The 22433-nt window shown below is 42.4% G+C and carries 26 protein-coding genes; 4 read left to right on the forward strand and 22 right to left on the reverse strand.

What is annotated here, in order from left to right; all coding sequences use genetic code 11:
* Window positions 1-4 precede the first annotated feature (4 nt).
* The 4 genes from V6W81_RS20905 (at window position 5) to V6W81_RS20920 (ending at window position 3596) form a co-directional block, all read left to right on the forward strand.
* Window positions 5-877: a carbohydrate ABC transporter permease gene (locus tag V6W81_RS20905; protein WP_145045791.1), complete on the forward strand. Its 873-nt coding sequence runs from the start codon at window positions 5-7 to the stop codon at window positions 875-877.
* Window positions 878-1702, forward strand: a complete 825-nt coding sequence (locus V6W81_RS20910; protein WP_338540235.1) for a carbohydrate ABC transporter permease — start codon at window positions 878-880, stop codon at window positions 1700-1702.
* Window positions 1703-1847: 145 nt separating this feature from the next.
* Window positions 1848-2273 (forward strand): Rrf2 family transcriptional regulator, encoded by a 426-nt coding sequence (locus tag V6W81_RS20915; RefSeq protein WP_128102956.1) that lies wholly within the window; start codon window positions 1848-1850, stop codon window positions 2271-2273.
* Between the two features lie 465 nt (window positions 2274-2738).
* Window positions 2739-3596: an SDR family oxidoreductase gene (locus V6W81_RS20920; RefSeq protein WP_338540236.1), complete on the forward strand. Its 858-nt coding sequence runs from the start codon at window positions 2739-2741 to the stop codon at window positions 3594-3596.
* 256 nt (window positions 3597-3852) lie between these two features.
* Here the strand turns inward: V6W81_RS20920 and V6W81_RS20925 are convergent, their stop codons facing one another.
* The 22 genes from V6W81_RS20925 to V6W81_RS21030 form a co-directional block, all read right to left on the reverse strand.
* A complete protein-coding gene (locus V6W81_RS20925; protein WP_338540237.1) occupies window positions 3853-4392 on the reverse strand; it encodes an RNA 2'-phosphotransferase in 540 nt (179 codons plus the stop codon).
* Window positions 4393-4747: 355 nt separating this feature from the next.
* Entirely contained in the window at window positions 4748-5182 is a 435-nt protein-coding gene (gene imm48 / locus V6W81_RS20930; protein ID WP_338540238.1) for an Imm48 family immunity protein, read from the reverse strand.
* Window positions 5183-5352: 170 nt separating this feature from the next.
* Window positions 5353-6246, reverse strand: a complete 894-nt coding sequence (locus V6W81_RS20935) for a nucleotidyl transferase AbiEii/AbiGii toxin family protein (protein WP_338540239.1) — start codon at window positions 6244-6246, stop codon at window positions 5353-5355.
* A 34-nt stretch (window positions 6247-6280) separates the two neighbouring features.
* Window positions 6281-6862 carry a hypothetical protein gene (locus V6W81_RS20940; RefSeq protein ID WP_338540240.1) on the reverse strand — a complete coding sequence of 194 codons (582 nt, stop codon included), beginning with the start codon at window positions 6860-6862 and terminating at the stop codon, window positions 6281-6283.
* Window positions 6863-7037: 175 nt separating this feature from the next.
* Window positions 7038-7505 (reverse strand): hypothetical protein, encoded by a 468-nt coding sequence (locus V6W81_RS20945; protein ID WP_338540241.1) that lies wholly within the window; start codon window positions 7503-7505, stop codon window positions 7038-7040.
* A 67-nt stretch (window positions 7506-7572) separates the two neighbouring features.
* Window positions 7573-8082, reverse strand: a complete 510-nt coding sequence (locus tag V6W81_RS20950; RefSeq protein WP_338540242.1) for a hypothetical protein — start codon at window positions 8080-8082, stop codon at window positions 7573-7575.
* An 82-nt stretch (window positions 8083-8164) separates the two neighbouring features.
* Window positions 8165-8668 carry a hypothetical protein gene (locus V6W81_RS20955; RefSeq protein ID WP_338540243.1) on the reverse strand — a complete coding sequence of 168 codons (504 nt, stop codon included), beginning with the start codon at window positions 8666-8668 and terminating at the stop codon, window positions 8165-8167.
* Window positions 8669-8715: 47 nt separating this feature from the next.
* On the reverse strand, window positions 8716-9312 hold the full coding sequence (locus tag V6W81_RS20960) for a CbrC family protein (RefSeq protein ID WP_338540244.1): 597 nt from the start codon (window positions 9310-9312) through the stop codon (window positions 8716-8718).
* Between the two features lie 340 nt (window positions 9313-9652).
* On the reverse strand, window positions 9653-10426 hold the full coding sequence (gene imm47 / locus V6W81_RS20965; RefSeq protein ID WP_338544037.1) for an Imm47 family immunity protein: 774 nt from the start codon (window positions 10424-10426) through the stop codon (window positions 9653-9655).
* A gap of 256 nt (window positions 10427-10682) precedes the next feature.
* Window positions 10683-10832 carry a hypothetical protein gene (locus V6W81_RS20970; RefSeq protein ID WP_338540245.1) on the reverse strand — a complete coding sequence of 50 codons (150 nt, stop codon included), beginning with the start codon at window positions 10830-10832 and terminating at the stop codon, window positions 10683-10685.
* A 150-nt stretch (window positions 10833-10982) separates the two neighbouring features.
* Window positions 10983-11438, reverse strand: a complete 456-nt coding sequence (locus V6W81_RS20975) for a DUF6630 family protein (RefSeq protein ID WP_338540246.1) — start codon at window positions 11436-11438, stop codon at window positions 10983-10985.
* A 17-nt stretch (window positions 11439-11455) separates the two neighbouring features.
* Window positions 11456-12433, reverse strand: coding sequence for a hypothetical protein (locus V6W81_RS20980; RefSeq protein ID WP_338540247.1), 978 nt, complete (start codon window positions 12431-12433; stop codon window positions 11456-11458).
* A 17-nt stretch (window positions 12434-12450) separates the two neighbouring features.
* Window positions 12451-12630, reverse strand: a complete 180-nt coding sequence (locus V6W81_RS20985; RefSeq protein WP_056695831.1) for a hypothetical protein — start codon at window positions 12628-12630, stop codon at window positions 12451-12453.
* A 350-nt stretch (window positions 12631-12980) separates the two neighbouring features.
* Window positions 12981-13361: a hypothetical protein gene (locus V6W81_RS20990; protein ID WP_338540248.1), complete on the reverse strand. Its 381-nt coding sequence runs from the start codon at window positions 13359-13361 to the stop codon at window positions 12981-12983.
* Window positions 13362-13627: 266 nt separating this feature from the next.
* Window positions 13628-14116: an immunity protein YezG family protein gene (locus V6W81_RS20995; protein ID WP_338540249.1), complete on the reverse strand. Its 489-nt coding sequence runs from the start codon at window positions 14114-14116 to the stop codon at window positions 13628-13630.
* Window positions 14116-17037 carry a DNA/RNA non-specific endonuclease gene (locus V6W81_RS21000; RefSeq protein WP_338540250.1) on the reverse strand — a complete coding sequence of 974 codons (2922 nt, stop codon included), beginning with the start codon at window positions 17035-17037 and terminating at the stop codon, window positions 14116-14118. Before V6W81_RS21000 ends, V6W81_RS20995 begins: the two co-directional genes overlap by 1 nt.
* A gap of 69 nt (window positions 17038-17106) precedes the next feature.
* Window positions 17107-17583, reverse strand: coding sequence for a DUF4280 domain-containing protein (locus V6W81_RS21005; protein ID WP_056695786.1), 477 nt, complete (start codon window positions 17581-17583; stop codon window positions 17107-17109).
* 37 nt (window positions 17584-17620) lie between these two features.
* Complete coding sequence (locus V6W81_RS21010) at window positions 17621-18190, reverse strand: hypothetical protein (protein WP_338540251.1); 570 nt, start codon at window positions 18188-18190, stop codon at window positions 17621-17623.
* Complete coding sequence (locus V6W81_RS21015; RefSeq protein ID WP_338540252.1) at window positions 18187-19464, reverse strand: pentapeptide repeat-containing protein; 1278 nt, start codon at window positions 19462-19464, stop codon at window positions 18187-18189. The genes V6W81_RS21010 and V6W81_RS21015 overlap by 4 nt, the downstream gene beginning before the upstream one ends.
* Window positions 19465-19548: 84 nt before the next feature.
* Complete coding sequence (locus V6W81_RS21020; protein ID WP_338540253.1) at window positions 19549-20973, reverse strand: contractile injection system protein, VgrG/Pvc8 family; 1425 nt, start codon at window positions 20971-20973, stop codon at window positions 19549-19551.
* The gene (locus V6W81_RS21025) at window positions 20970-21605 is read right to left on the reverse strand and encodes a hypothetical protein (RefSeq protein WP_338540254.1); all 636 of its coding nucleotides are present in this window, start codon (window positions 21603-21605) and stop codon (window positions 20970-20972) included. Before V6W81_RS21025 ends, V6W81_RS21020 begins: the two co-directional genes overlap by 4 nt.
* A gap of 28 nt (window positions 21606-21633) precedes the next feature.
* Entirely contained in the window at window positions 21634-22407 is a 774-nt protein-coding gene (locus V6W81_RS21030; RefSeq protein WP_338540255.1) for a DNA and RNA helicase, read from the reverse strand.
* Window positions 22408-22433 lie beyond the last annotated feature (26 nt).

Below are 22433 nucleotides of genomic sequence, written 5' to 3' on the forward strand. Positions count from 1 at the left end.
TGTTATGAATGCGAACAAAATTTATCCTTGGTACTTCTCATCCGGAGCGATTGTGCTTTACCTCCTATTCATCGTCGCTCCCGCCCTGCTGGGTATATATTATTCCTTCACCGACTGGAACAGCTATAGCTCGGAGAAGAACTTTGTTGGACTGGAGCATTTTCGCACCATTTTGGCGGGTGATCCTACCTATCTACTTTTTATCAAAAACACAGTGTTATTTACGTTAGTTACATCGATTGCGAAAACGGTATTAGGGCTATTTCTCGCCTTGCTGCTCGTTAGTGGTGTGAAGGCAGCCAATCTGCATCGGATGATTATTTTCTCACCGCAGGTGCTGTCCTTCCTCATCATTGGTCTAGTGTTCAAAAGCCTACTTGATCCAAACAATGGCTTTGTTAACGTTACGCTGCGGTCGCTCGGACTTGATTTTCTGGCGCAAAACTGGCTCGGCTCACTGACGTGGGCGATGCCGTCCATTATGGCTGTGGATACGTGGAAAGGCATGGGCTATATTATGGTGCTGTTCATTGCGGGATTGCTCGCCATTCCCCGTGATTATTACGAAGCGGCATCCATTGACGGCGCAGGGTTCTGGCAGAAGCTGTTCAAAATCACCCTACCGATGCTGATGCCTACCATCACCATTGCAACAGTATTAAATATTACGTATGGCTTGCGGGTATTCGATGCTGTTTACGTGCTCACCAACGGCGGGCCGGGTAACGCAACAGATGTCATTAACACAGCAGTATATTCGTCTTTTGCCAAAGGGTATTGGGGACTCGGTAGCGCACTATCCACCATTTTGTTTGTCATTATGGCGATCATCTCCTTCTTCATTATTCGCTTGATGAACCGAAAGGTGGAATTCTAGATGCGCTTGAAGAAACGACTTGTTTCCTTATGTCTGAACGTGCTGGCATGGATCCTTAGCCTTATTGTATTGATTCCTTTTGTCGTCATCGTCCTGAACTCGTTCAAGTCTGATGCGGAAGCTAAGGTGTTGAAACTAACACTTCCAGAGACGTTTATTTTCGAAAATTATAAAATTGTATATGAGCAAGGACATCTAGGCAGCTCCTTCTTCAACAGCCTGTTACATGCGGGAGCATCCTCCCTTTTACTCGTATTTGTCGTGGCCTTCTCGGCCTTCACGCTATCTCGGAATCACTCCCGGTGGAGTAAGTTCCTATACTTCTTCCTCATTCTAGGCATTACATTGCCTCTGAACTATATTCCTTTGATGGAAGTGATGAAGACACTAGGCATGATTAATTCACATGTCGGCATGGTTCTACTCTACACTGCGATGGGCATTCCCATCTCCCTGTTCATTACGTTTGCGTTTGTATCGAATATTCCAAGAGAGTTAGACGAGGCTGCCATCATGGATGGATGCAACGGGATCAAGCTTTTCTTAAAAGTTATTGTCCCTCTGCTCACCTCCGTGCTGGTTACGGTATTTGTCTTGAATTTCCTCAGTGTATGGAATGAATTCACCGCTCCGCTCTACATGCTCAATACGGTCGAGATGTGGCCTATGACGCTGGCTGTATATAATTTCTTCGGACAGTTCAGTGCACAGTGGAATCTAGTTAGTGCGGATATTGTACTTACATCGTTGCCTGTGTTAATTGTGTTCCTCATTGGGCAAAAGTATATTGTAGGCGGGCTCACTTCCGGGGCTGTCAAAGGTTGATATGGCGGGATTTCATGAGAATACGCAAGATGGAAAATGGAGTTCAGCTAACATGAATGGAACCCATGCTGCGGAGGACAACGAAAAATTCATTTGACTTCGGTGTACTTTGTAACTATTATGGTTACAACGGTGGTGATTAACAATGAAACAAATCAGCAGTCGTTTCTCCATTGCAGTTCATACATTATCTCTGATTGCCGTTGTACCTACAGAGTGCACCGGAGATTTTATAGCTAGAAGTGTCAATACCAATCCCGTCATCATTCGCCGGATCATGTCCACGCTGAAGAAAGCAGGCTTGATTGATGTCAGACCTGGCGTTGGTGGTGCGTATCTGCTCAAGCCGCCTGCGGAGATCACGTTGTTGGATATCTATCATGCGCTCGATGTCGTGGAGGATGGTCAGCTGTTTAACTTTCACAAACATCCGAATCCAGCCTGTTCGGTAGGTAGCATGATTGAGCATACATTGCGTGCCGAACTGGTAGAGGCTCAGCTTGCCATGGAGGAACGGTTGAAGCGTGTTACGATTCAGCAGTTGATGGATCAAGTTCAACCAGATGAATAGCCCAGTACACTATGATTCCCTTTCGATTTTTTGATTGGTTCGTTGAAGAGAACTGGCTATTTTGGTGAAAATTAAAAAAAGCTCAGGGTTGAGCTTTTTTTATCCCTTCGTTGTAATCACACCTGTTATAACGTATATGGTTACATCAATACTTTAATACTTTTACATTAGGAAAGCTATATTTAAGTGCGTGTTCAAAAAGGTCGGTTTTCAGTACCGAGAAGATGGGGTGAAGATAGAAATGGAGTAGCGGAGCGTAGATTAAGCTACGTGAGCAACTACATTGTTTCTGAAGGAAACAACCTTCGTAAGCATCTACTTATTTCGGCTGAATCCCATATTCGAAGCTAAGATGCCGTCAGGCATCCTTTGTAATCAAAAGCGGACTTTTTGAACAACCTCTTTAACGCATCTACTTAGGCATTTCCCTATGATTTTAAAACATACCCATTGGAGGAATTAACAATGACAATTTTAGTTACTGGCGCAACAGGACATCTCGGTTCACTCGTCGTAGAAGCTTTGCTACAATCCGTTCCGGCTTCGAATCTGGCAGTAAGTGTTCGTAATCCAGAAAAAGCAGAGCACCTACGCTCCCAAGGTGTGGACGTACGTCATGGTGATTTTGATCAACCGGAAACATTGGCACAAGCCTTTGCCGGTGTAGATCGTCTACTCTTGATCTCTGCTGATGCAGATAACGAAACGCGTATTCGTCAGCACAAGGCTGCCGTAAGTGCAGCGAAGCAAGCTGGGGTTGGCTTTATCGCCTACACAAGTGTTGTCAATGCAGGACAGAGCTCCCTTTCTCTCGCAGAAGTACACCGTGCAACAGAGAGTGCGATTCTGGAGACAGGCATCCCGTATTCCTTCCTACGAAATAACTGGTATTTGGAAAATGAAGCAGGCAGCATTCAAGCTGCGATTCAAGGCGCACCTTGGGTTCATGCTACGGATTCCAGCCAGGTGGGCTGGGCTACCCGTCGTGATTACGCACATGCTGCAGCTGCTGTGCTAACAGGTGAAGGTCATGAGAACACAGTCTATGAACTGTCTGGCAAACTTTTAACTCAAGCTGAACTTGCTGCCATCGCTGGTGACGTACTGGGCAAGGACATCCCCATTCAGAACGTAGACGGCGCTGCTTATGCTGAAATCATGAAGGGCGCAGGTCTACCAGACTTTATCGTATCCATGCTAGTGGATATGCAAGCTGCAATTAAAGATGGCGCACTTGCAGTAGAGAGCAACACACTCGAACAATTGCTTGGACGTCCAGCTCAGCCACTTCGCGAGGGCATTCAAGCGATTGTTGGTCAATAAGATCCGATGAGCCGTTGAGCTGATGAATTTCACCGACATCGATTCTGTTAAGGATATGGCATGATTCGTACGAGAAAGGGACACACCAACTCAAGGTTGGAAGTGTCCCTTTTCTGTACTAACGATTGATTTTAATGAGTATACACCGTAAGAGCAATCCCGATCATAGACCGGTGTTTTCTCTTTTGGTAGCTCTGTTTGCATCTCTATTTATATCTCGTTTGTATCTTCTCTCATGCTCTTTCTTATGATCCACTCAAGGTTGCTGAATGTACTGTATAGGAATATGATCAGCTAGCCAAATATTTTCATTTCCATGATAGAACCGTATTCCATCTTGGGCAGCCTTAGCAGCGTCGATTGTCAAAATAATAGGCTGGTCATCCCGCCTGCGTCCGACCTGAGTGGCAGTTTCCATATCTGCGGATAGATGCACGTATTGCCGTTGTCTCGGCTGTAAACCCTGCTCCATAATGGACTCTACTGCACGTAAGGGCGTACCATGGTAAAGCGTCGCTGGGGGAGTTGCAGGTAATTTCGCAATCTTGTGTGGAGTCGAATGTCCATATAAGGCGCGAATCCGACCAGCTTGAATCTCATGTCGCTTTTTCTCCGAGACTGCGATCATCTTCTCCAGATCCGCTTCCGTCACATGCTTCCACTGCGGGCTCTCATGCAGCGCCACAAGCAATTGTGAGATCTCCACCCAGCCCTCTTCGTCTAACTCCAGCTCATATTCCCACGGAGCGTGACGCAACGCATAAGAGAGTTTTTTACTCAACTTCATCAGATCCATCGCAATCAACTCCTAAGTAGGTTAATAGGTTCGATGTAAGAAGGTTTCCACTAACCATTCTGATAACAGAAAAAATTTAAGGTTAGTAAAACTATATAGATTGAACTAAAAATATTTACACTGACCACTCCGATGACAGAATAACCTTCCGATCGCTGTTATCCCCAGATTTTTTTATTCCCTTCCCATAGGGGAAAATCCGGGGATAGCGTATGCTTCCGAAGTAGCTTTCTTTCAGAAAGCTTTTGCGAACGCTTCGCTTCTTCACGTTATTTCTGTCCTCTCCGTTCTTGTGTAAATTTATTGTTTAATCTATATAGTTAAACATATCTTCTTCGTAACAAAAATACCACCGTTAGGAGCGTACAGCCGTTAAAATCTCTTGTATATTCCGTGCAAGTCCCTCATTATCATCCTGTGTAAATTGGTAGTGTCCATCAATGCCACGATGAATAATTGTATTCATGACCGGATGAGCCTCACGATCTGAAGCCACTCGAATGAGGTCGTCGGCAAAGTCTACTGCCTGTTGTTCACTATAAAGAAACGGCTTGATTAGCATTCGAATACTTAGGGCATGAGCTTGAGGCTCTCGAAGCTGATCCCGATGAGTGATGCCATATACAGCACCGAATCCAAAAGCAGCAATAACTTGTCGTTCCAGTTCTGTCGTCTGCTCCAACGGCGTGCCAATCAGTTCGCAGATTCGATTCACCATCTCCTCCAGCTCGTTCGCTGCAGCAGCTATAATTACATCATTAATATCATCAGCGTTAATAAAATCAGTCATAGGTAATTCTCCATTTCTGAACCAGTTTGGATCCATTCTATGAATCACTTGCCCCTATTGTAACGAGATAGGGCGAACAGTTCAAATCTATCAATATGCTCGATAGATGCTATGAATTGAAGTAAAAGGGCAAGAGCGAACAAGGTTCAGTTCATATTGTGAGCAATTAACTATCTTTTATGAATGGTAGGGCCAGGAAGATTTTCGTAAGCATGAATGTTAATACCTGCCTGGTTCATGATCTCACGCAGCTTCGTCGCAAACTCCGAATAATAATAGTCTATGTTCAGACTTCCCGCATAATCTCGCAGATCATACTCGGATAACTCTACTCTTAGATCAACCAGGTCATCCACCAGTACCTTCTTGATCGCTGCATCCGTTATGGATGGATCGATATGACATTCGTTGACTAGCGTCTGTAACGTTTGTTGCAGTGTCTGCTTGTCATACGTGGGATGCGTTAACAGGAAGCTCAGATCGTATAAGTCCTTGAACCGGGGTCTAACAATCGTCTGATGCAGCTTCCACGCAACTTGAACCGATAATGGAACTGTATACGGAACGACAAAAGGCTCTCCCATAAGCGGTTGGTACGTGAGTGGGATCGGCGCAGCCTCCATATCCAGATTAAAGGAAATATCCAGAAATAACTCCTCTTCATAGGTATCTTCCTGTCTAGGTTCACTCGTGAAATAATAAGCTAGATCGGTATTAATCGTTGGAAAGTCATCCGCCATCGCGTAATCAATTCTGCGCCAAAAGGCGTTCTCGCGAAAACTTCTAAACATGACACCATCGTTCAGATCAAGCTCCGTGACCTGGATCATCCAGTCGGTAAAAAGTTTCTTGGCCTGCTGATCATCCTCGACCTTACCCATGTACAAAAAGTCGATATCCTCCGCGTCCCGAATATCTCGGTTGCTTAAATACTGTCTTGTTAACAAGCTGCCTTTCAATACAAATGGCATACCTACATGAGATGCTCTTCGTAGCAGTGCCTCTAACGCAATAATTAATTTCTCTCCCCAGCTGAACTGGTGTAGATGCTTCACTTCAGACATCTCTATTCCTTCTTTCCCCTATATGTATGTGTGATTAGATCCAGCCACGATCCAGTTCTTCTCTGCTGTCATAGACACATAATTCGTACTGTTCCTTGATGAGCTCGATTCCGTTGTGTTGCAAGATATGATGTATCTGCTTCACTGTGTTGTAGAACTGTTCAGACCTGTTATATTCTCGGACTGTTACAAATCGTATTTTGCCATTTGCATTAAGCGAGTTTCTTGAAATATGTCCACCGTTACCTTCGCATAATTCTTTTAAATGATTCACATCATCTACGTTCACTTTACCGTGCCATTCGAAATAGGGGGTGGAGTTAGCTACCATCCGCTGATGAAAGTACGTCTCCTCCTTCGCTGGAACCTCTACCTTGGTTCGCACGACCGTAAACCCGCTATCTTGGAAGCGTGCAGCCATCTGTTTAATGGTACCGTGTACTTCATCAAAATTCGTACTATGTATTACGCCTGTAATCATCGGTTGATGAATGTAATCGCCATGATCTAACACAATCATCACTGGTTTAACCTGCTCTATCTGGCAACGTTCAATAAAGCTCGCCTTCTCTTCAAGACTTAGATCATTCACTGTAATATGAAACTCAAATTCCATGTGCTCACTCCCTGTCGTTTCTTATGATGTTAGGATCGTTGCGAAGATGTTAGGTGTACTACTTTACTCACAATTCTCTGGGAAACTTCCTAAATTATACATCGGTATTTTGCTAGATTTGTTTCAGTTTTCTTCAACATAGTCTTGTAAGGACTATAGATTTTTAAGTTAGTACTTACCTAAGATAAGACATCTGAATATCCACAAGATTATGCAAACTAATTTCAATTCTCATATCTTCGTTTTCATTAATGGCTGTTAATGTTGTATCTTCAATACTTAACTGTTTAATAGGATTGGTTACATCAAGAAAGATGCCCCACACCAAATAGTCGTCTGCATCTGTACAAGCAATGAAGCCTTCATTTCCCATTTGCCCATCCCCGCCATAGATCTTGCCACCTTGATAATCAATACTCGTCCATGGGTCAACCATAGTCCAGCAGTCTGCGTTATATTTCTCCACACTCTCAATCGTGGTATCACAGAGGGGAGAACAGTATATTCTGCGCTCATTGTTGTTGGGATCGTAATAGGTCTCGATATTTAACATGATGATGTTCCCATTGGAGAAAGCAATACAATTCAGCCCGGGCAACTCACGTTGTTCGGCAGACCAATGTTTCATTATTGAGCCGTTCATAGCGTTATCCTCCTTATCCATTCAATTTTATCTATGTGACAAAACATTCACTTGGTGCAATTCGAATCTACATGCAAGATGGAGTCCAGTCTTTTTCACTCTCTTTAATATATGTAACATACCCATTTGCCGAAAATCGTGCATCAAGCACCCTGGTTGCGTAAGCCTTACTACATCCCTGTTCCACATGAATTTCATCCTGTAGAAACAACATAAATAGAGATTCAGACGCTCCATCATCGGACAAATATAATCCCAGTAATTCGTTGTATTGAGAACCGAAAACCAAACCTATGTATTCGATTTTGAAAGTCAGCTTTTCTTTGCATTCCAGTAGTCCTTCGTATGTAGCGTACAAATTAAAATCATCCACATCATCTATTCGATTCGCCGATATTAACGGATTCATTCCCCTTATGTATACACCTATGACATCGCCATCACTTTTTTCAAGGAAAATAACCTGGTCTAATCGTTCATGATCCTCTTCATCCTGTAGATAAATGATATTTGCAATATCTTGTTGGCTAAAATAGTGGTCTACCTTTTTGGTAACAGACAACATATATTTGTTCATGGAGAACCTCACGATCTATTGTGGAATAATCATCATGTATTATAATTATAAAACCGAAATAAGTTTTTATGATTTAACTAGTTTAGTAAATGTACAATGTACCTTTTGGCCATCTTCCGTTCCATCCGCATGGACAGTGCCCTGATCTAAGAACCAGTAACATTTGTCCAAAGAAACTTGGACAACCTTTAAACTCGCCAAACGCACGCTCAACACCAGCATTAAGCAATAACCAGGCTATTGTTCCTGCAAACTCATCTTTTATATTCTTCTTTTCAATAACATCGTTAAGTGTAGCAATAGCCGTTTTATACTGCTGTGACTCTCTTACGGCAACAACAACTGCATTAAAATCTCTAACACTATATCCTAATTTCCTCAGAATAAATTCCGCAAGACGATCTCTACTATTGGAGATTATCGCCTCCCATTCTTCCTTATCATCCAATTCTTCTGCTGTCTCCCAGCACTCCACTTGTTGTATTGAACAAAGTAACTCCATGGCTTCGATTTTTCCGCAATTTTTAAACCAATGGATATCCTCAAATGCATTCAACAACTCTTGACTAACAATAATCTCTTTCATTAAATAAACCCACCTTTGCAAACCATTAAATATAAGCACTGTAAAAATCAAGTATTATCTATATGTATTCTGTACTTCCCTTTATTTGATAAAGATTCAAACAAATACAACCCTATATCATCAAAGATTGAATCTCTATTAAAACCGTAATTTTCATATAGTTCATTTAATGCCTCACTTAACAATAATAATTTATCTTCTATTTCTTCTATTGTTAGGTACTTCACAAAAGCAAGAGGGAAGTTGTTTTCTGTTAACCAGTACGACTCCTGCCAAGACACATATCCAGGGGTTCTAAATAATAATTCTTCAATTGCAGGTTCTTCTGATAAGGAGACTTCATCATAACCAAGAAAATATAAAAACTTATTTGTAGATTCATCATAAGAAACCGATAGAGAAGACCCTCTGTATTCTATTCCACCTTGAAAAAAACCATTAAAATCTTTCCAAGCCTTCCCATTATGGATGCATACTGGGCAAATTCCATTCAAATCTTCGATGCTATAAAAGGGACCATAATAGATATAATCACTAGTATTTTTGCAAACAGAGCAGTTCTTCTTTTCATAATTGACTTCAAAAATACCATTTGTGTATGCATGAGGTTGAAATCTAAAAAATGGTGTTTTCTCTAAAGTCATATTACATTCTCCTATCGTTATTTTCCTTTGAATCCATAAACCCATGATAATTAACTTCTAAATTTCTGTATGCGTACGAAGAGCGATAATTAACGATTAATTTATATTGGTGATGCACTATAGGGATGAATGATAACTTAATTCGAAATAATCCCACTTGTATGAATATTTTTTAGCACGAAGCAGCTGTAAAAAAACAACAACACGCCAGTCAACTTGAATTTTCGCGTTGTACTGTATGTTAGGAGGATACACAGAATCTAATAGGCTAATTGACTTCGCTAGGTTGAATTGAATTCAGAAATTCTTTAAATGATACACTCACAAAAATATTGTTTATTTAACACTCATAACCATAAAAATACTTTACTCCCCTCTTCCATTCTTTTTTCGACAAATCCTCCACATATGTTATAAAATTCTTATAGTTTTTTTCATTAATTCTTGTGTAGTAATCTCCAGGTACTTTCTTTCCCGACCAGACAGACAACAATGATGGGATCAACTCCAACTCCAGTGCTTGTTGAGTGCTAGCAGCTATTAAAACCCTTTCTATCATTTTTTTAGCTAAGTCACCAGGAAACACGAAATTTAGATTATAATAATACATTCCTATATCGTGGTCATCTCTATATTCCAAATAATATTGACCAATATCTTCTAATGTCGCATCCTCTCCCAGCTCTTCTTCAAAATCCGTATAAAAATCAATTGAATCTCTTAAAATTATAGAAGTTTCATCAATTTCATCCCACTCTTCAAGTAATGCTAGAAGATATGGAACAATCTCGACTGATAGCGAGGTAACTGCCGCAGAAGCAAAGGTGTTAATCACCTCAACATTAGCACTTTCCAGAAAACGAAGATTGCTTGGATCTAATAGATCATCATGATTACAAACCGAGCAGAATATTCTAATACAAAGATTCAATACAGATTCATTTTTAGTATGATTCATTAGTTGAAACAAAAGTGGTTTTTGTGTGAAGTCTCCTAATTTGAAAAGATCAATAAGATGAAATAAAATATCCTGCTCAGTATCTGCATTCAAAATTCTATCTTTAATATCTTGAATACTATAATAGGGTTTTTCTCCATACCAAATACTGTTCATTAAATTATTATTCACTTTCTATCACTGCCTCTACTTTTTACTTTTCCCAATTATCTGATCAGTATCCCTTTCCAGTTTTAATCTTCTTTCTGGAAAAAAGTTTGGCTCGCTATATCATATTCATTTCGTTGAAGTACTTGGCTACTATATTTAATTCTTGACTAACTAGAGGAAAAGCCCAGACTGAACTATACCACTTGCTTGAATTTTTTTGTAAGCATCACCAATTAATTTTTTATCTTCTTCAGTCTTTGGCTTAACTCATCAGTAGATTCTGCATGAAGCCTTTCGCCATACCGCCAGCCATCTTGAGTCCGTTTGCCAGCTTCGGCGAATTCACCATCAGATCGTTCAGCTTACCTTTTGGCTTGTTCACTAGATCCGTTGGACTGAAGTAGACTCGCAAGCTCCTTCTCCTTGCTTATGACCTTAACTAGCAATATCTAAAGTAACGTATTTCCTATCTATGTACATCAATTCCTTGTTTACTACTGATCCAAATAGGCAGGCTCCGTATTCTAACCAGAACCTGCCTGCCTTCTTTTATCAATCACTATTAGACATAATACTGAATATGTCGCTCTTTTTCAGGAATATCCTCATCCCCTAATAAATCAACCTGCGTTAAAGCATCCTTGTGTTCAAGTTCAGCAATGAATAGCGCATAGAAATCACCTGTTGTCGGATAGGTGTATAGACCATATCCTTTTGGAGAGATCAACTTGTTAACTTCTCTGATCTTCTCCGGAAGATACTTGTAGTCGAACTCTCCCAACTCTTCCAGTTCATCCGGGGTTCCCAATTCAATGTCGTGATTGAACTCGTAATCTAAGATATAGTTTACGATCTCATGGCTCTCTTCTCCCTTGTAATCCAAAAACAAAAATCTTTTGGTTTCCAGACCATAGTTCAGCATACTGAAATACGCAAGCGACTCCTCTGGATCATTCAAGATACGTTCAACGTCTTCCGGATCTTTGAAAATCAAAGGCACCAAATCTTCCTCATCCATGTTGTATTCCTCCTCTCTTATTGAAATAGTTCTCCATGTTGATTAGGAATATATTCAGGGTAATTCTTACGATAGAATTCATCTACCATTTTGAGCAGTGGGTCTAATTCAGGATACGGTTCAGGGTCTTGTATGTTCATTTTGGCTTCAGGTGTATTCATGAGAAAATCATCAAAGTGCTCCGGATTAGGTAGTCCTTGTTTTTTTCGTACATGAAGTAAGAAGAGAATTTCATAGGGGTAAAACGCGTAATCGAAATTGCCAAACTCCAGTGACTCTCCTAAATCTGAAGCCAAGGTAGCATGATGATCTGACATCTTAGCGATTAACTGTGTGATCTCATCCAGATCAGGTGTATTCCAACGATCCAACACTTCTCTATAGATACCAAGTTCCTCTGGAATCAAGTCACAACGCTTATCCCGATCCTCTAATGTTGATCTGGCAGCCAAATGAACATGATCGTTAGTTCCTAAAAGCGTTTTGTTAGTGTATTGTAGATACAACTCTAGCAAAAACCAAATATGTTGTTTCCAATCATTGGCCTCCATAATGTTCTCTCCAAAATAATCCTCTATAAAATTAAAGAATAATGTTTCCTCCTTCGCCCATCCATACATATTAAAGTGAATTAGCGCGATTATGTTGGACTCAAAAGAATAATTGATCAATTTCATTTTCGGATAACGATCTTTATAAATATGTCTACACATACATTGATATAAAGTAACTTGCTGCATTTGTTTTAATCCTATAGAACTGTTATTACCGTTGATTAAGACTTCATTTTTCCATACAGATAGCCAATAGGAGGAGATTCTATACAGATTAATTAAAAGAATATGATCTTTTCCAATATCTTGACTTTCTACTATTGGAGTATTTTCACTTTCAGCTTCTTCATATTTCAACTGAACTTTATCTAAAGTTGATTTATCCGCGAAATTTTTAAGATACCTTTTATAAGCTAATTGTAGTTTTTTTGAATTTAACATTCGTTTCTCCTTAAATATTATTTAAGTGCTTTACTCCAGTCTTTTACTTTCACAATATCTACTCCAAATCCAACTTTTGTTTTTGAAATATCTGTTTCTACTCTAACATACTCAAATTCCAAACCTGGATTTTCCTTTAACAATTTTTCGTATCTTTCATTAAAATCAGAATATCTGGAATCTTTATTTTTCAACATATTTTCGAAGTAACCTTCCCCTCCTAACTTCTGATTTGTAGAGTATGAAAAGCTTCCCCATTCCGATGTCTTGGCCTCAATCATCGTTAATTTAGGTGGTGGGCCTTTTGATAAAAATGTCCCATCTACTCCATTTCGGCCAACTTGGAATAAATCTGAAATATCTTTGCCTAAATTGTTATCCTTAGCAATTTGTTTGGCTACTTCTTCTCCAAAGTCACCTTTATCATGATGATAATATTTTGAATTATCTATTTTACGCTCATACCCTTCTACATTGGATAAATCATACTTGTGACTAATATCATCTGGTGTATCCAGCCTATTGGCCAGCTTACTTCGTTCTCGTTTTAATTTCTTGAGTTCTTCTTTGCTTGCCCTTCTTTTTCTCGTTTCTTAATTTCCTGATCTAAAGCGTCAACTTCTTTTTTGATTTGTTTCTGGCTTTTTCCTTTTGATTTATTTTTCTTACCGCCACCTGTGCTACCCACAATCATCATGGCCGACAATAATATATTCGAATCCGCATAATTACCAAGCATATCTATTGCGGCAGAGAACATCGCATCAGACATCAAATCTGCCATCAGACCATGTGTGAAATCAGTTGCTTTCGTGAGCGCGTTCCCAAGCATTGGCGACTTCATCATCAGAGCATCCAGCTTGCCTTTGAGCTTGTTCGCTAGATCTGTTGGACTGAAGTTACTGGCAGGTCCCTTTGCCTTGGTCATGACTTGCACTATCTTAGAGTACGTTTCTATTAACTATGTACAACAAACCCTAGTTTCTATCAATTATAAGAGGCAGGCTCCCGTATTCTAACCAGAGCCTGCCTAATTTTTTTCATTCGCAGTCGTGGGGTAAAGGTTTTATTAACCATAACCTTTGGAATTTTCAACTTGTTGACTTCTCTGATTTTCTTATGAAGGAAAAATCTAATTAAATGAAGCAACAACTAATTCATACCATTTTAAAGCTCTATACCAAAGATACTAACTTAAATTGGATTATCAGGAAATTCCTCGGTGTATCTAGCTATTAGGTTTTGTAAATCCACGTCTTGAGGATATTCTTTTAAATATTTATACTTCCAAATTATAAGTTGGTCACTAAAGCTGTAATTGGTATCAAACCAATTTGTATAGTCAAAGTGTACTTTTAAACTCCCGGATATATCCAAAATTAACGTAAAAGAATACCATAATTCTTGCCCTTCTTCTTGAAATAATTCTCTCAATGCTTCTGCTAATGACAGGAGTTTTCTTTTATTTAATTTGAATTCTCTTTCGTTTACTTGGTATTTAAAAGGAATCTCAAGACTATGTTCATACCTATCAGGCTCTGTTTCTGGTTGGTAGTAAAAGTAAGTTCCTCCACCATCGTCAGAAACCTGAGCATAAAAATAAAACTTTTTCCAACCCTCCGGTATCATTTCATTAACCGTCTCAGCGATCTGTCGATATAAATGATTCAGTGTTTCCTCCATTATTTGCCCCCGCTTTTATTTTTTATTGTTTTTTCAGTAATTCCCTTACCCTCAATCTCATAGACTATCTCGAACGCATCTGGTCTCATTGAATTACCCGAATAGATTGGTTCAATTTTTACTGTAACCTTTTTCGGCGGATCTTCTTTAAGCGCATTCGCCCAATCCGTTTCCATATCATACCATAATCCACCACTCCGATTAATATTGCTATTTTGTGGCACAAGGTTATCAATGTCCTTCGGCCCTTTGAATTGTGCTCCTATTAAGTGTCCACCATCATCATCATCTTTTCTGCCTTGCCCTTTTCCTACTGTTCTCTGAGCATATTCACTTCGATCGCCTTTACCAAGTACAAGCGTTCCTTCACAATTAATAATACGTCCTTGGCTATCTGTACGATAAGTGTAACCATCTGGTGATGTGTATTCCACATTCGGTTTTAAAACCTTTTTTCTACCTTTCTTTGTAAAGTGATCTCCGTACTTAACCGTTTCATAACCGGTTTGTTTAGAATCATCAACATCACCATTTTTATCTTTCTTGGAATCTGATGTTGACGAATCCTTCGGATTATCTCCCGTTTTCCCTTTAGATTTGTCCGTTTCCTGATCTTTAGGTTTAGGTTTGTTTGGTTCATCCTTGGTTTTGTCTTTCGTCTTATCTGTGTCTTTCGGTTTATCCTTATCCTTGTTACCTGAATCCTTATCTTTCTTGCTCTTATCCTTATCACCAGAACCTTTATTATTGGAAGTAATCCCTTGGTTCTGATTCTTCTTGAACTTGCCACTTAGCATACTCATCAGAATCATGGCTTTAGTCATTGTATCCGAATCGACGTATTGGCTTAATTGCTCCAAGCCATAATTCATCGCTTCACTCATGAGTAGATTCTGCATGAAGCCTTTGGCCATGCCGCCCGCCATTTTTAGTCCGTTCCCAAGCATTGGCGACTTCATCATCAGAGCATCCAGTTTGCCTTTGAGCTTGTTCGCTAGATCTGCTGGACTGAAGTTACTGGCAAGTCCCTTCGCCTTGGTCATGACTTTTCCGAGTGCACCCGAGATGGCATCGCCAGCTTTATTGGCGAGATCACCGATGGCCTTCGCAACTTGACCTGCCTTATCTGCAATCTTTGTGGCTGCACCTACGACACTGTCGACCACTTTACCCGCTTTTTTAACTAGCTTGGCGCCTTTGATGGCAAACTTGGCACCCGTTGCTGCCCAGCCTACGAACGGGATCGCCGCGGCAGCGGACAACGCCGCGTTGGTATAGTCTCCTCGAGCCGCATAGATGGCTGCATTGGCAAGGTCTGCGACCTCACCGACCACCGGAATCATACCGACAACATCCAGTACGGTCTGAGTCACATCCAGCACTTTTCCCCAGAAGCCCTTCTTCTCCTCTTCGGGTTCCTCTTCCACCTGTACCTCAGACACAAATGGCGCTTCTGGTACTGGCTCAAGATCCTCCACCGTTACAGGCATTTTGATTAGGCCATCGAGCAGCACTTCACTGCCCTTCAGATCGGTCATGCCATCCAGAATCATACTGCTGTCTCCGCACTGTAGGAAAATGGTTTCCTGTGCCTCAATCCCTATCTTCTTCTCGCTCTCAAGCGTAATCTCCTGCCCACCGGATGCTACAATTCCGCTATTACTCTGAATGGTGACCCCGCCGCCGTCCAATGTAATGAATAGACTGCCTTCTGTCGCAATTAGAGACATTTCCGAATCCGTCATTTTCATTTCTTTGCCATAATTCGTTCCCCAGCTCTTCGTTGCTGGATCTGCAGTCTTGGGAGAAGGCTGACTGCCCCGACGCACAGAACCCATCGCGAATGCGTCGCTCTCTTGACCACTAGCAAAATACACTTGAACAGCTGAGCCGGATTCTGGCATGCTGTAGAATCCACCGCCATCTCCGGCATATACAGCCGAATAAGGCATCCAGCTTGCTTCCGCTTCCGATTGGGAGGCATCCACATCCAGATGGACTTTTACCGTGTCTTTGGTAACACCGATAATTTTGCCTTCTAGTGCTGCTCCGGCAATGTCATCGTTCCTGATTTCATTTTGCCGAATTCCACTTTCTGGACTAAGCGTAACCGTATGGCGAAGCAACCCTCCTACCGTTTCGCTTACGCAAGCAGCTACTTTCAGCTCCTCCTCGTGGAAGAGCACAGTATCTCCAAGCGCCAACCAGCGATGGGTATCTATCATATAACTCGTGAAGTCTTTCTCCGTTACGCCCGTAGCACCTACCGACCAAGCTTCTTTCAACGCCTTCATATCTCGCCTTAGCGTATATGCTTGGTCTGGCAGTTCTGTATACCGCCCATCTGGCACGCCAATATACAGTTTAGGAGAGTCAGCCGATATTTCCGGAATGATCGCTGCGCCGAACCGTGACGCGAGTCGGCGTAAGAAAGCCCAATCCGTCTCTCGATATTGCAGCGTCAAGGCTCCTAGTTTCGAGCCTCCACTCACATAATCAATGACATCTGATCTCGGATAAACCTTCAATACCTGCCGAATGACGTCTTCACAGTCCTGATCCTTGTTCTGGAACGAACGAATACGAGGTTCAATGTCTAGCAGATATGAGTAAGACACTGCCTCTAGCTCCAATATGTATATCCCTTGTACTCGGCGGATGCTGACATCCAGTACAAGTCCTTGGAACAGCTTGCGAACTTCCTGCCCCTGTTCTCCGATCTCCACCAACGACACGGTCTCATCTTTGGCGAGCCGGTTCAGATCTTGATCCTGATGCTCTTCTGGAATAATGCCTTGCAAATACAAGCGAGCATGTTCTCCTGCACTCCGCTCGATCCGCAAATGTTGTATGTTCTGCAACGTGTATGGAGATATACATCGGATATTCCCCATACCCACTGCCGCTTCCACTACACTCATCGTCTCACTTCTTTCCTAGCAATGTCAGCACACGGAAAAAAGGTCTCAGCTATAGCTCTAAGATGTTCATTACCTGATGTTACCGCCAAACCCGGTTGTGCCGCCTATGGAAGACCCTCCAAGCTCTTGACCATCATCTTCAATCTGGATGTAGCCTCCGTGGAGACACATATTCATGCAGGTACTTAACAGTGCAGGTTCATTCTCAATGAGCACATCTGTTTTGCCCTCCATCCATGGTGTAGAGATGGAAGGAATACAGGGTGCCTTCTGGACACCTTCAATATCGAATTCACCTGTCTGAACGACAGGATTCAATTGACTGGTACAGTTACCAAACGGCATAATGTGAATCATCGGTGTTGCATCAGCCACGTTCAGTTGTGCTTTTTCCTTTAGATGCACGCCATGGCTGTAAGGTATTTTCAATCGATTCAACTGTGTACCACAAGAACAACTTAAGATCGCTCCGGCCACAACATACGTTGGGCCTCCAGCCCCTTCATCCACTACATCCGGTCTCGTCGCTCCAATCGCTTCAGCCATTGATTTTCCTCCTCCGCTGGGTTTCACCCAGATGATTTTATAGACTCAGTAAACGGTTCTCCCCTTCAACCTGATTCACACGTTGCAACCGCAAACCAGTATAGTTCCTTCGTAATATCGCTTCAGCCAGAGCAAGATTCACCAATATCACTGTTTCTTGCAATCGTTCATCCGCCACATAAATAATGGGCCAAGATGTGCTCCTTAATTGATCCGCATCAACTTGAAGCACATTTAACTTGCCACTATTATCAAAGGTACTGCTTCGAGATAGAGCTTGCAGACGTGGAGGCACCATGAACCAATACGGGTGCAATTGCTGTCTTTCCATGTCCATCAATCCAACCAAACGAAACATGAGACGCGGGGCAAAGGTATGTAACAGGCGTTTAAGCTCATCCGACCACATTGGATATGGGCGTTCAATCAGATCTACAGCTACAGGCCTTCGATTCGGACGGATGGTAAACTGTAGATTCGATTGTTCGAGTTCATTTAATTGCTCGCCTCTCATCCACTCAGGCTGAATAATACCTTTAACTCCCACGGGCTCAATCGCTCCTGTTACACGTGTATCCTGCATGATTTGGAACCAATTGTGCCTCATACGAGCTTTCCTCCTTGCCCTAAGCTCTTCTCCAATAATTGCGCTAACTGTTGATCCATTGTGCCAGCCATATGATCTATTCCTTCTCGTATCCGTACTACCGGGCGATCCAGAATGCGGCAAGAAGTTCCAAGATCCATTTGCGCTCTGTCCAAACGGGAACCTGTGAAATCCACTTTAGATACATCTGTCCCTCGAAAATCCGTATCAGCCAAATTGCATACGCCAAACACGGTGTTTTCAAACGATGCTTCTCTAAAATCGGCTCCTTGAAGATCTGCCAGTATAAAGTCAGCTTCTCTTAGATCCGCCCCTGCGAAGGAAACTGGGTTGAATCCAGGTGCGTCCCAGATCTCTGAATTAGGTATCCCCTGCCTTGCTTCAATTCCATGAAATAGAGCGCCAACCATCCTGCAGTTTCGGAACCGGGCGCCGTACATCTGGCTGCCATTCCAGCGAGTGTCCGTTAAGTCACATTGTTCCCACACCGTGTTTACCAGATTGCTATTTTCGAATTGACTTCCGCCAAACGCAACATCTCGAAACGCTGAGAAACGGAAATCCATTCCACTGTAGTCTCCTCCAGCCAGATCCAGATGTTCTAAGGCTGCATAGCCGTAGACTTCTTCTGTTCTTTCAGCAAGCCACTTTCGAATCTCGGCTTCATCCGCAGGTTCAGCATCTGTTTTGTATACCGACTCACTGACATCCAAATATTCACCTACACGTACTTCAATAGCAGGACACTTCTCTAGATTAATAAATGATTCGCATTGCACGGCCTCCGGCATCGCTTGGTGGATCAGATGAGTTACATAAGCATGTCCATGCTCTGCTTCTCGTAATAACAAGCGTTCCAGTTCTGGTTGTGCAATGGAGCCTGTATAGGAAGATCCCGGTCGCTCCAATTCCTCCTTCCAGCAAGCCAGCATAATATCTAGGTAGCCAAACGCCCATGAAGCATCGTAAGCTCCCTCAATAGGAGAAGGATCGAATAACCACGTTTCGTCCGCAGCTTCTGTCAAATACAGAGCCTTCCCTTCTAGCAATTGTGTTCGAAGTAGAGAATACGTGAAGTGTCCCACGGCTCCATGTTCACCGATGTTCTGCATGTCCAGTACCAACTGACACTGCTTGGCAAAATGCCGAATAAATTCTTCTTTCAGTCGTTCGCGATTCTGCTGATAGACCTGCTCCCATTGCAGCATCACACGATTCCGCAGAGGTATTACAATCTCTTGCTTGAAATGCTCAAGCGCAGTAGTCACGAGCATTCACCCTCTCCCTTGAATATCATCAATACGTTGTCAGATGAATATTGTAAACATTTTTCACTTTATACTCTTTGTTACTAGCGTTTAATTGGTTTTCAATTCAGTTCCTACTAGAGAGGTCGTACCATCCATTTTGATATTACTCTCTTTGCAGGTTAGACTTATTTCTTCCTTCGCAGAGAACACAATGCTTTTCTCAGCATTCATCATAATATCTTCCTTAGCAAAGATCGTGATCTGCTGACTACTAATAATCTCAATCCCCCCGCCTTCACTGAGACGAATAAAGATCTCCCCATCCTTGCCAGTAACAATCACCTCTTCAGGTGTCATCTTCAATTCCTTCCCTGCTGCCGTACGGAAGTATTTGTGATCTGGGTTGCTCAGCTTGTTGCTCTCCCCCTCATCCGAGTTCTGACGTACCGAGCTTGTAGCTACCCCTTCCTCTTCCTTGTTACCAGGGAAATACACCCGCACATGATCGCCTTTCTCCGGCATAACGTACCAACCACTGTTTCCTTCTGCGGTATACACAGATTGGTAAGGAAAAGCATGTGCCTCACCCTCATTCTGAGCTTGATCGATTTGCAGATGTATCTTCAATTTATCTTTGCTAATACCGATAACGACACCTTGCAAGGAAACCCCAATAATCTTATCGTTATAAAATGTATTTTGTCTGAGACCCCGGTGAGTACTCAGTGTATAACGGTGCTTTAATAGTCCATTTTTCATTTCCGTAAAAGCTTCATATACGTACAGCAGCTTGCCTTTAAATTCAATGGCATTTCCCAGATCAAGTACACGGTTCGTCTCAACCTCGTAATACACATAGTCCTCCTCACCCACCTCAACCTTCGTGTTCTGAGAAGTGTATCGGAACTTATCCATCCGTTTGCGAACTCTGTAGTTAAAATCCTGCAGCTTGCCTTTAGATGAAGTATCGAACAAACCAAAATAAAATTTGGGTGTATCAAATACGGAAGCAGGCATGAGTCCTGTCCGCAGTCGAGATGCAATTCGCTTCAGAAATTGCCAATCCGTCTCCTCATACTGAAGAGTAAACTTTCCAATCGCTGCTCCGTCCGTCGCCGCATCCATAATATCGATATTAGGGTAACCAGCCGCAATCTGATCCAATAGCTGGGGATATGTCATACCGTGGTTTTGAAAAGAACGACTTTTCTTACGGATATCGAGTTCATGGGTATGGGAGATACCCTCGACTTCAAGTAAGTAGACGCCGCCCTGCACCATAACGCTAACATTAAGGATTAGACCGCTGAACAATACAGATGTACTGCCTTGATCATCGACTTGGCTAATCTCCACAAGTGTATCGGAACCACTTAACCGTACATAAGAATCCTTCTTCTCTTCATCTACAATTCCCGTGAATCTCACACGAGCGTGCTCATTCATCTGTTTAGTAATCGTTAACTCACGAAGACTAATTACCTCAAATGGACTCACTCTCACATTTTTGTAAGATAAGGCTTCAATGCTCATTCTCCAGCATCCCTTTCGTCATGGACTTCAAATCGAACCGAATTCATGATTGCTGAAGCCACGCGTTGCCAGTCATCCAGTTCATGGTCTGTACAATTGAAAGTACAGATTAGTGCCCGATCCTCCAAAGAAGTAAATAACATCAAATGATATAAGTTTGCGTTTACGACAGGAGTCAAAAATTCACATGTCGCCGCTTCACGTCCTCCGACCATGCGATCTCCATCCCCGTACCACTTGGTGAGCTTCTGCGTTCGCCGCAATATCTGAATCATGCTCTGTTTAAATAACGGTATATCCTCTGCAGGTAATGGATTCATCGTATGGTTTACTGCAATATTAATCGTGCCCTCAGCATTGGTGTAGATTGTGCTTGGTCTATGCTGTGAAGGGTACTTCATATTCATCATTTGTTCAGACATCGGTTTGAACGTTCGAGGCAGCATCATCCACAGCTTGCCTTCCAGCAGTTCTGTTTCCTGAAAAGAATACGGGTTGCCGCCAATTTGTAGAAAAGCTGCCTTCAAATCCGGCTCAGGGTCTTCTGGGATATGCCCATAATCACCATCTTCAACCGAATTCATTTTCATGCCGTTCATCATTGCAACAATCTTCTCATCCCAATGCTTCATTGTTACATCCTCCCTTGCTGTTCCAAATTCAATCCACAATCATCCGATGTGGCACGCCCACCGGCATACCCGAGCGACCTGATCCGCGGCCAGCATTCGCCAATATGCGGTCTAGATATCGATGGATCTGTGCGTTGTCATACTCCCGGTACTCGAGTCCCAACCGATTCGCAATGTGATGCAGGATGACGGTTCGTGCAATTGTGCCTTCGTTCAGACACATCATGGCAAAGATCAGATCCTGGGGATCGGAGGTTCCTGTGCGAAGCAATCTCTCTGCATAATCTTTCATAACGAGAGGGGATAATGTGCTAACACCTTCCGCTGCATATGCGACATGAATAACATGAAGCGTGTTGAACTCTGTTGCTAGATCCGCAAAGGTCTGATAATCCCGCCTGAGTCTGGCGCCTTCCTTCAGCTTGAACCGTGCGAGCTCCATTTCACTGGAATCACAGGTAGCCTCCTCATCCAGCCGAAGTTCTGCATGACTGGCTGTCATGTCACTTAGCTTCTCATCCTCGGTAAATCGAAGTTTCAGCACATTCACCCTACCCGTAGCCTGATATTCCAGTTCAGCAGACTCGGTTAACATATACAATCTTCCCTTGTGCAGCACCATTCCCGGAGTAACCACCAGCTTGTCCGGGTATACCTCCACCTCTGCGCCTGCAAGGATACCATCCGCGTAACTACGGTAGTACAACTCCATGTAGTCTCGGGGATAGTCCCGTAGTTCCTCCAGCATTGATGTCTTGAGAATTCTGCCTTTATGAAAATGGGGATAGGAATACGTGAACATGAACGTTTCCCCTCCTTTCTGCTGAC

Origin of the sequence: Paenibacillus tundrae, from assembly GCF_036884255.1 — a bacterium.
GTDB lineage: Bacteria > Bacillota > Bacilli > Paenibacillales > Paenibacillaceae > Paenibacillus.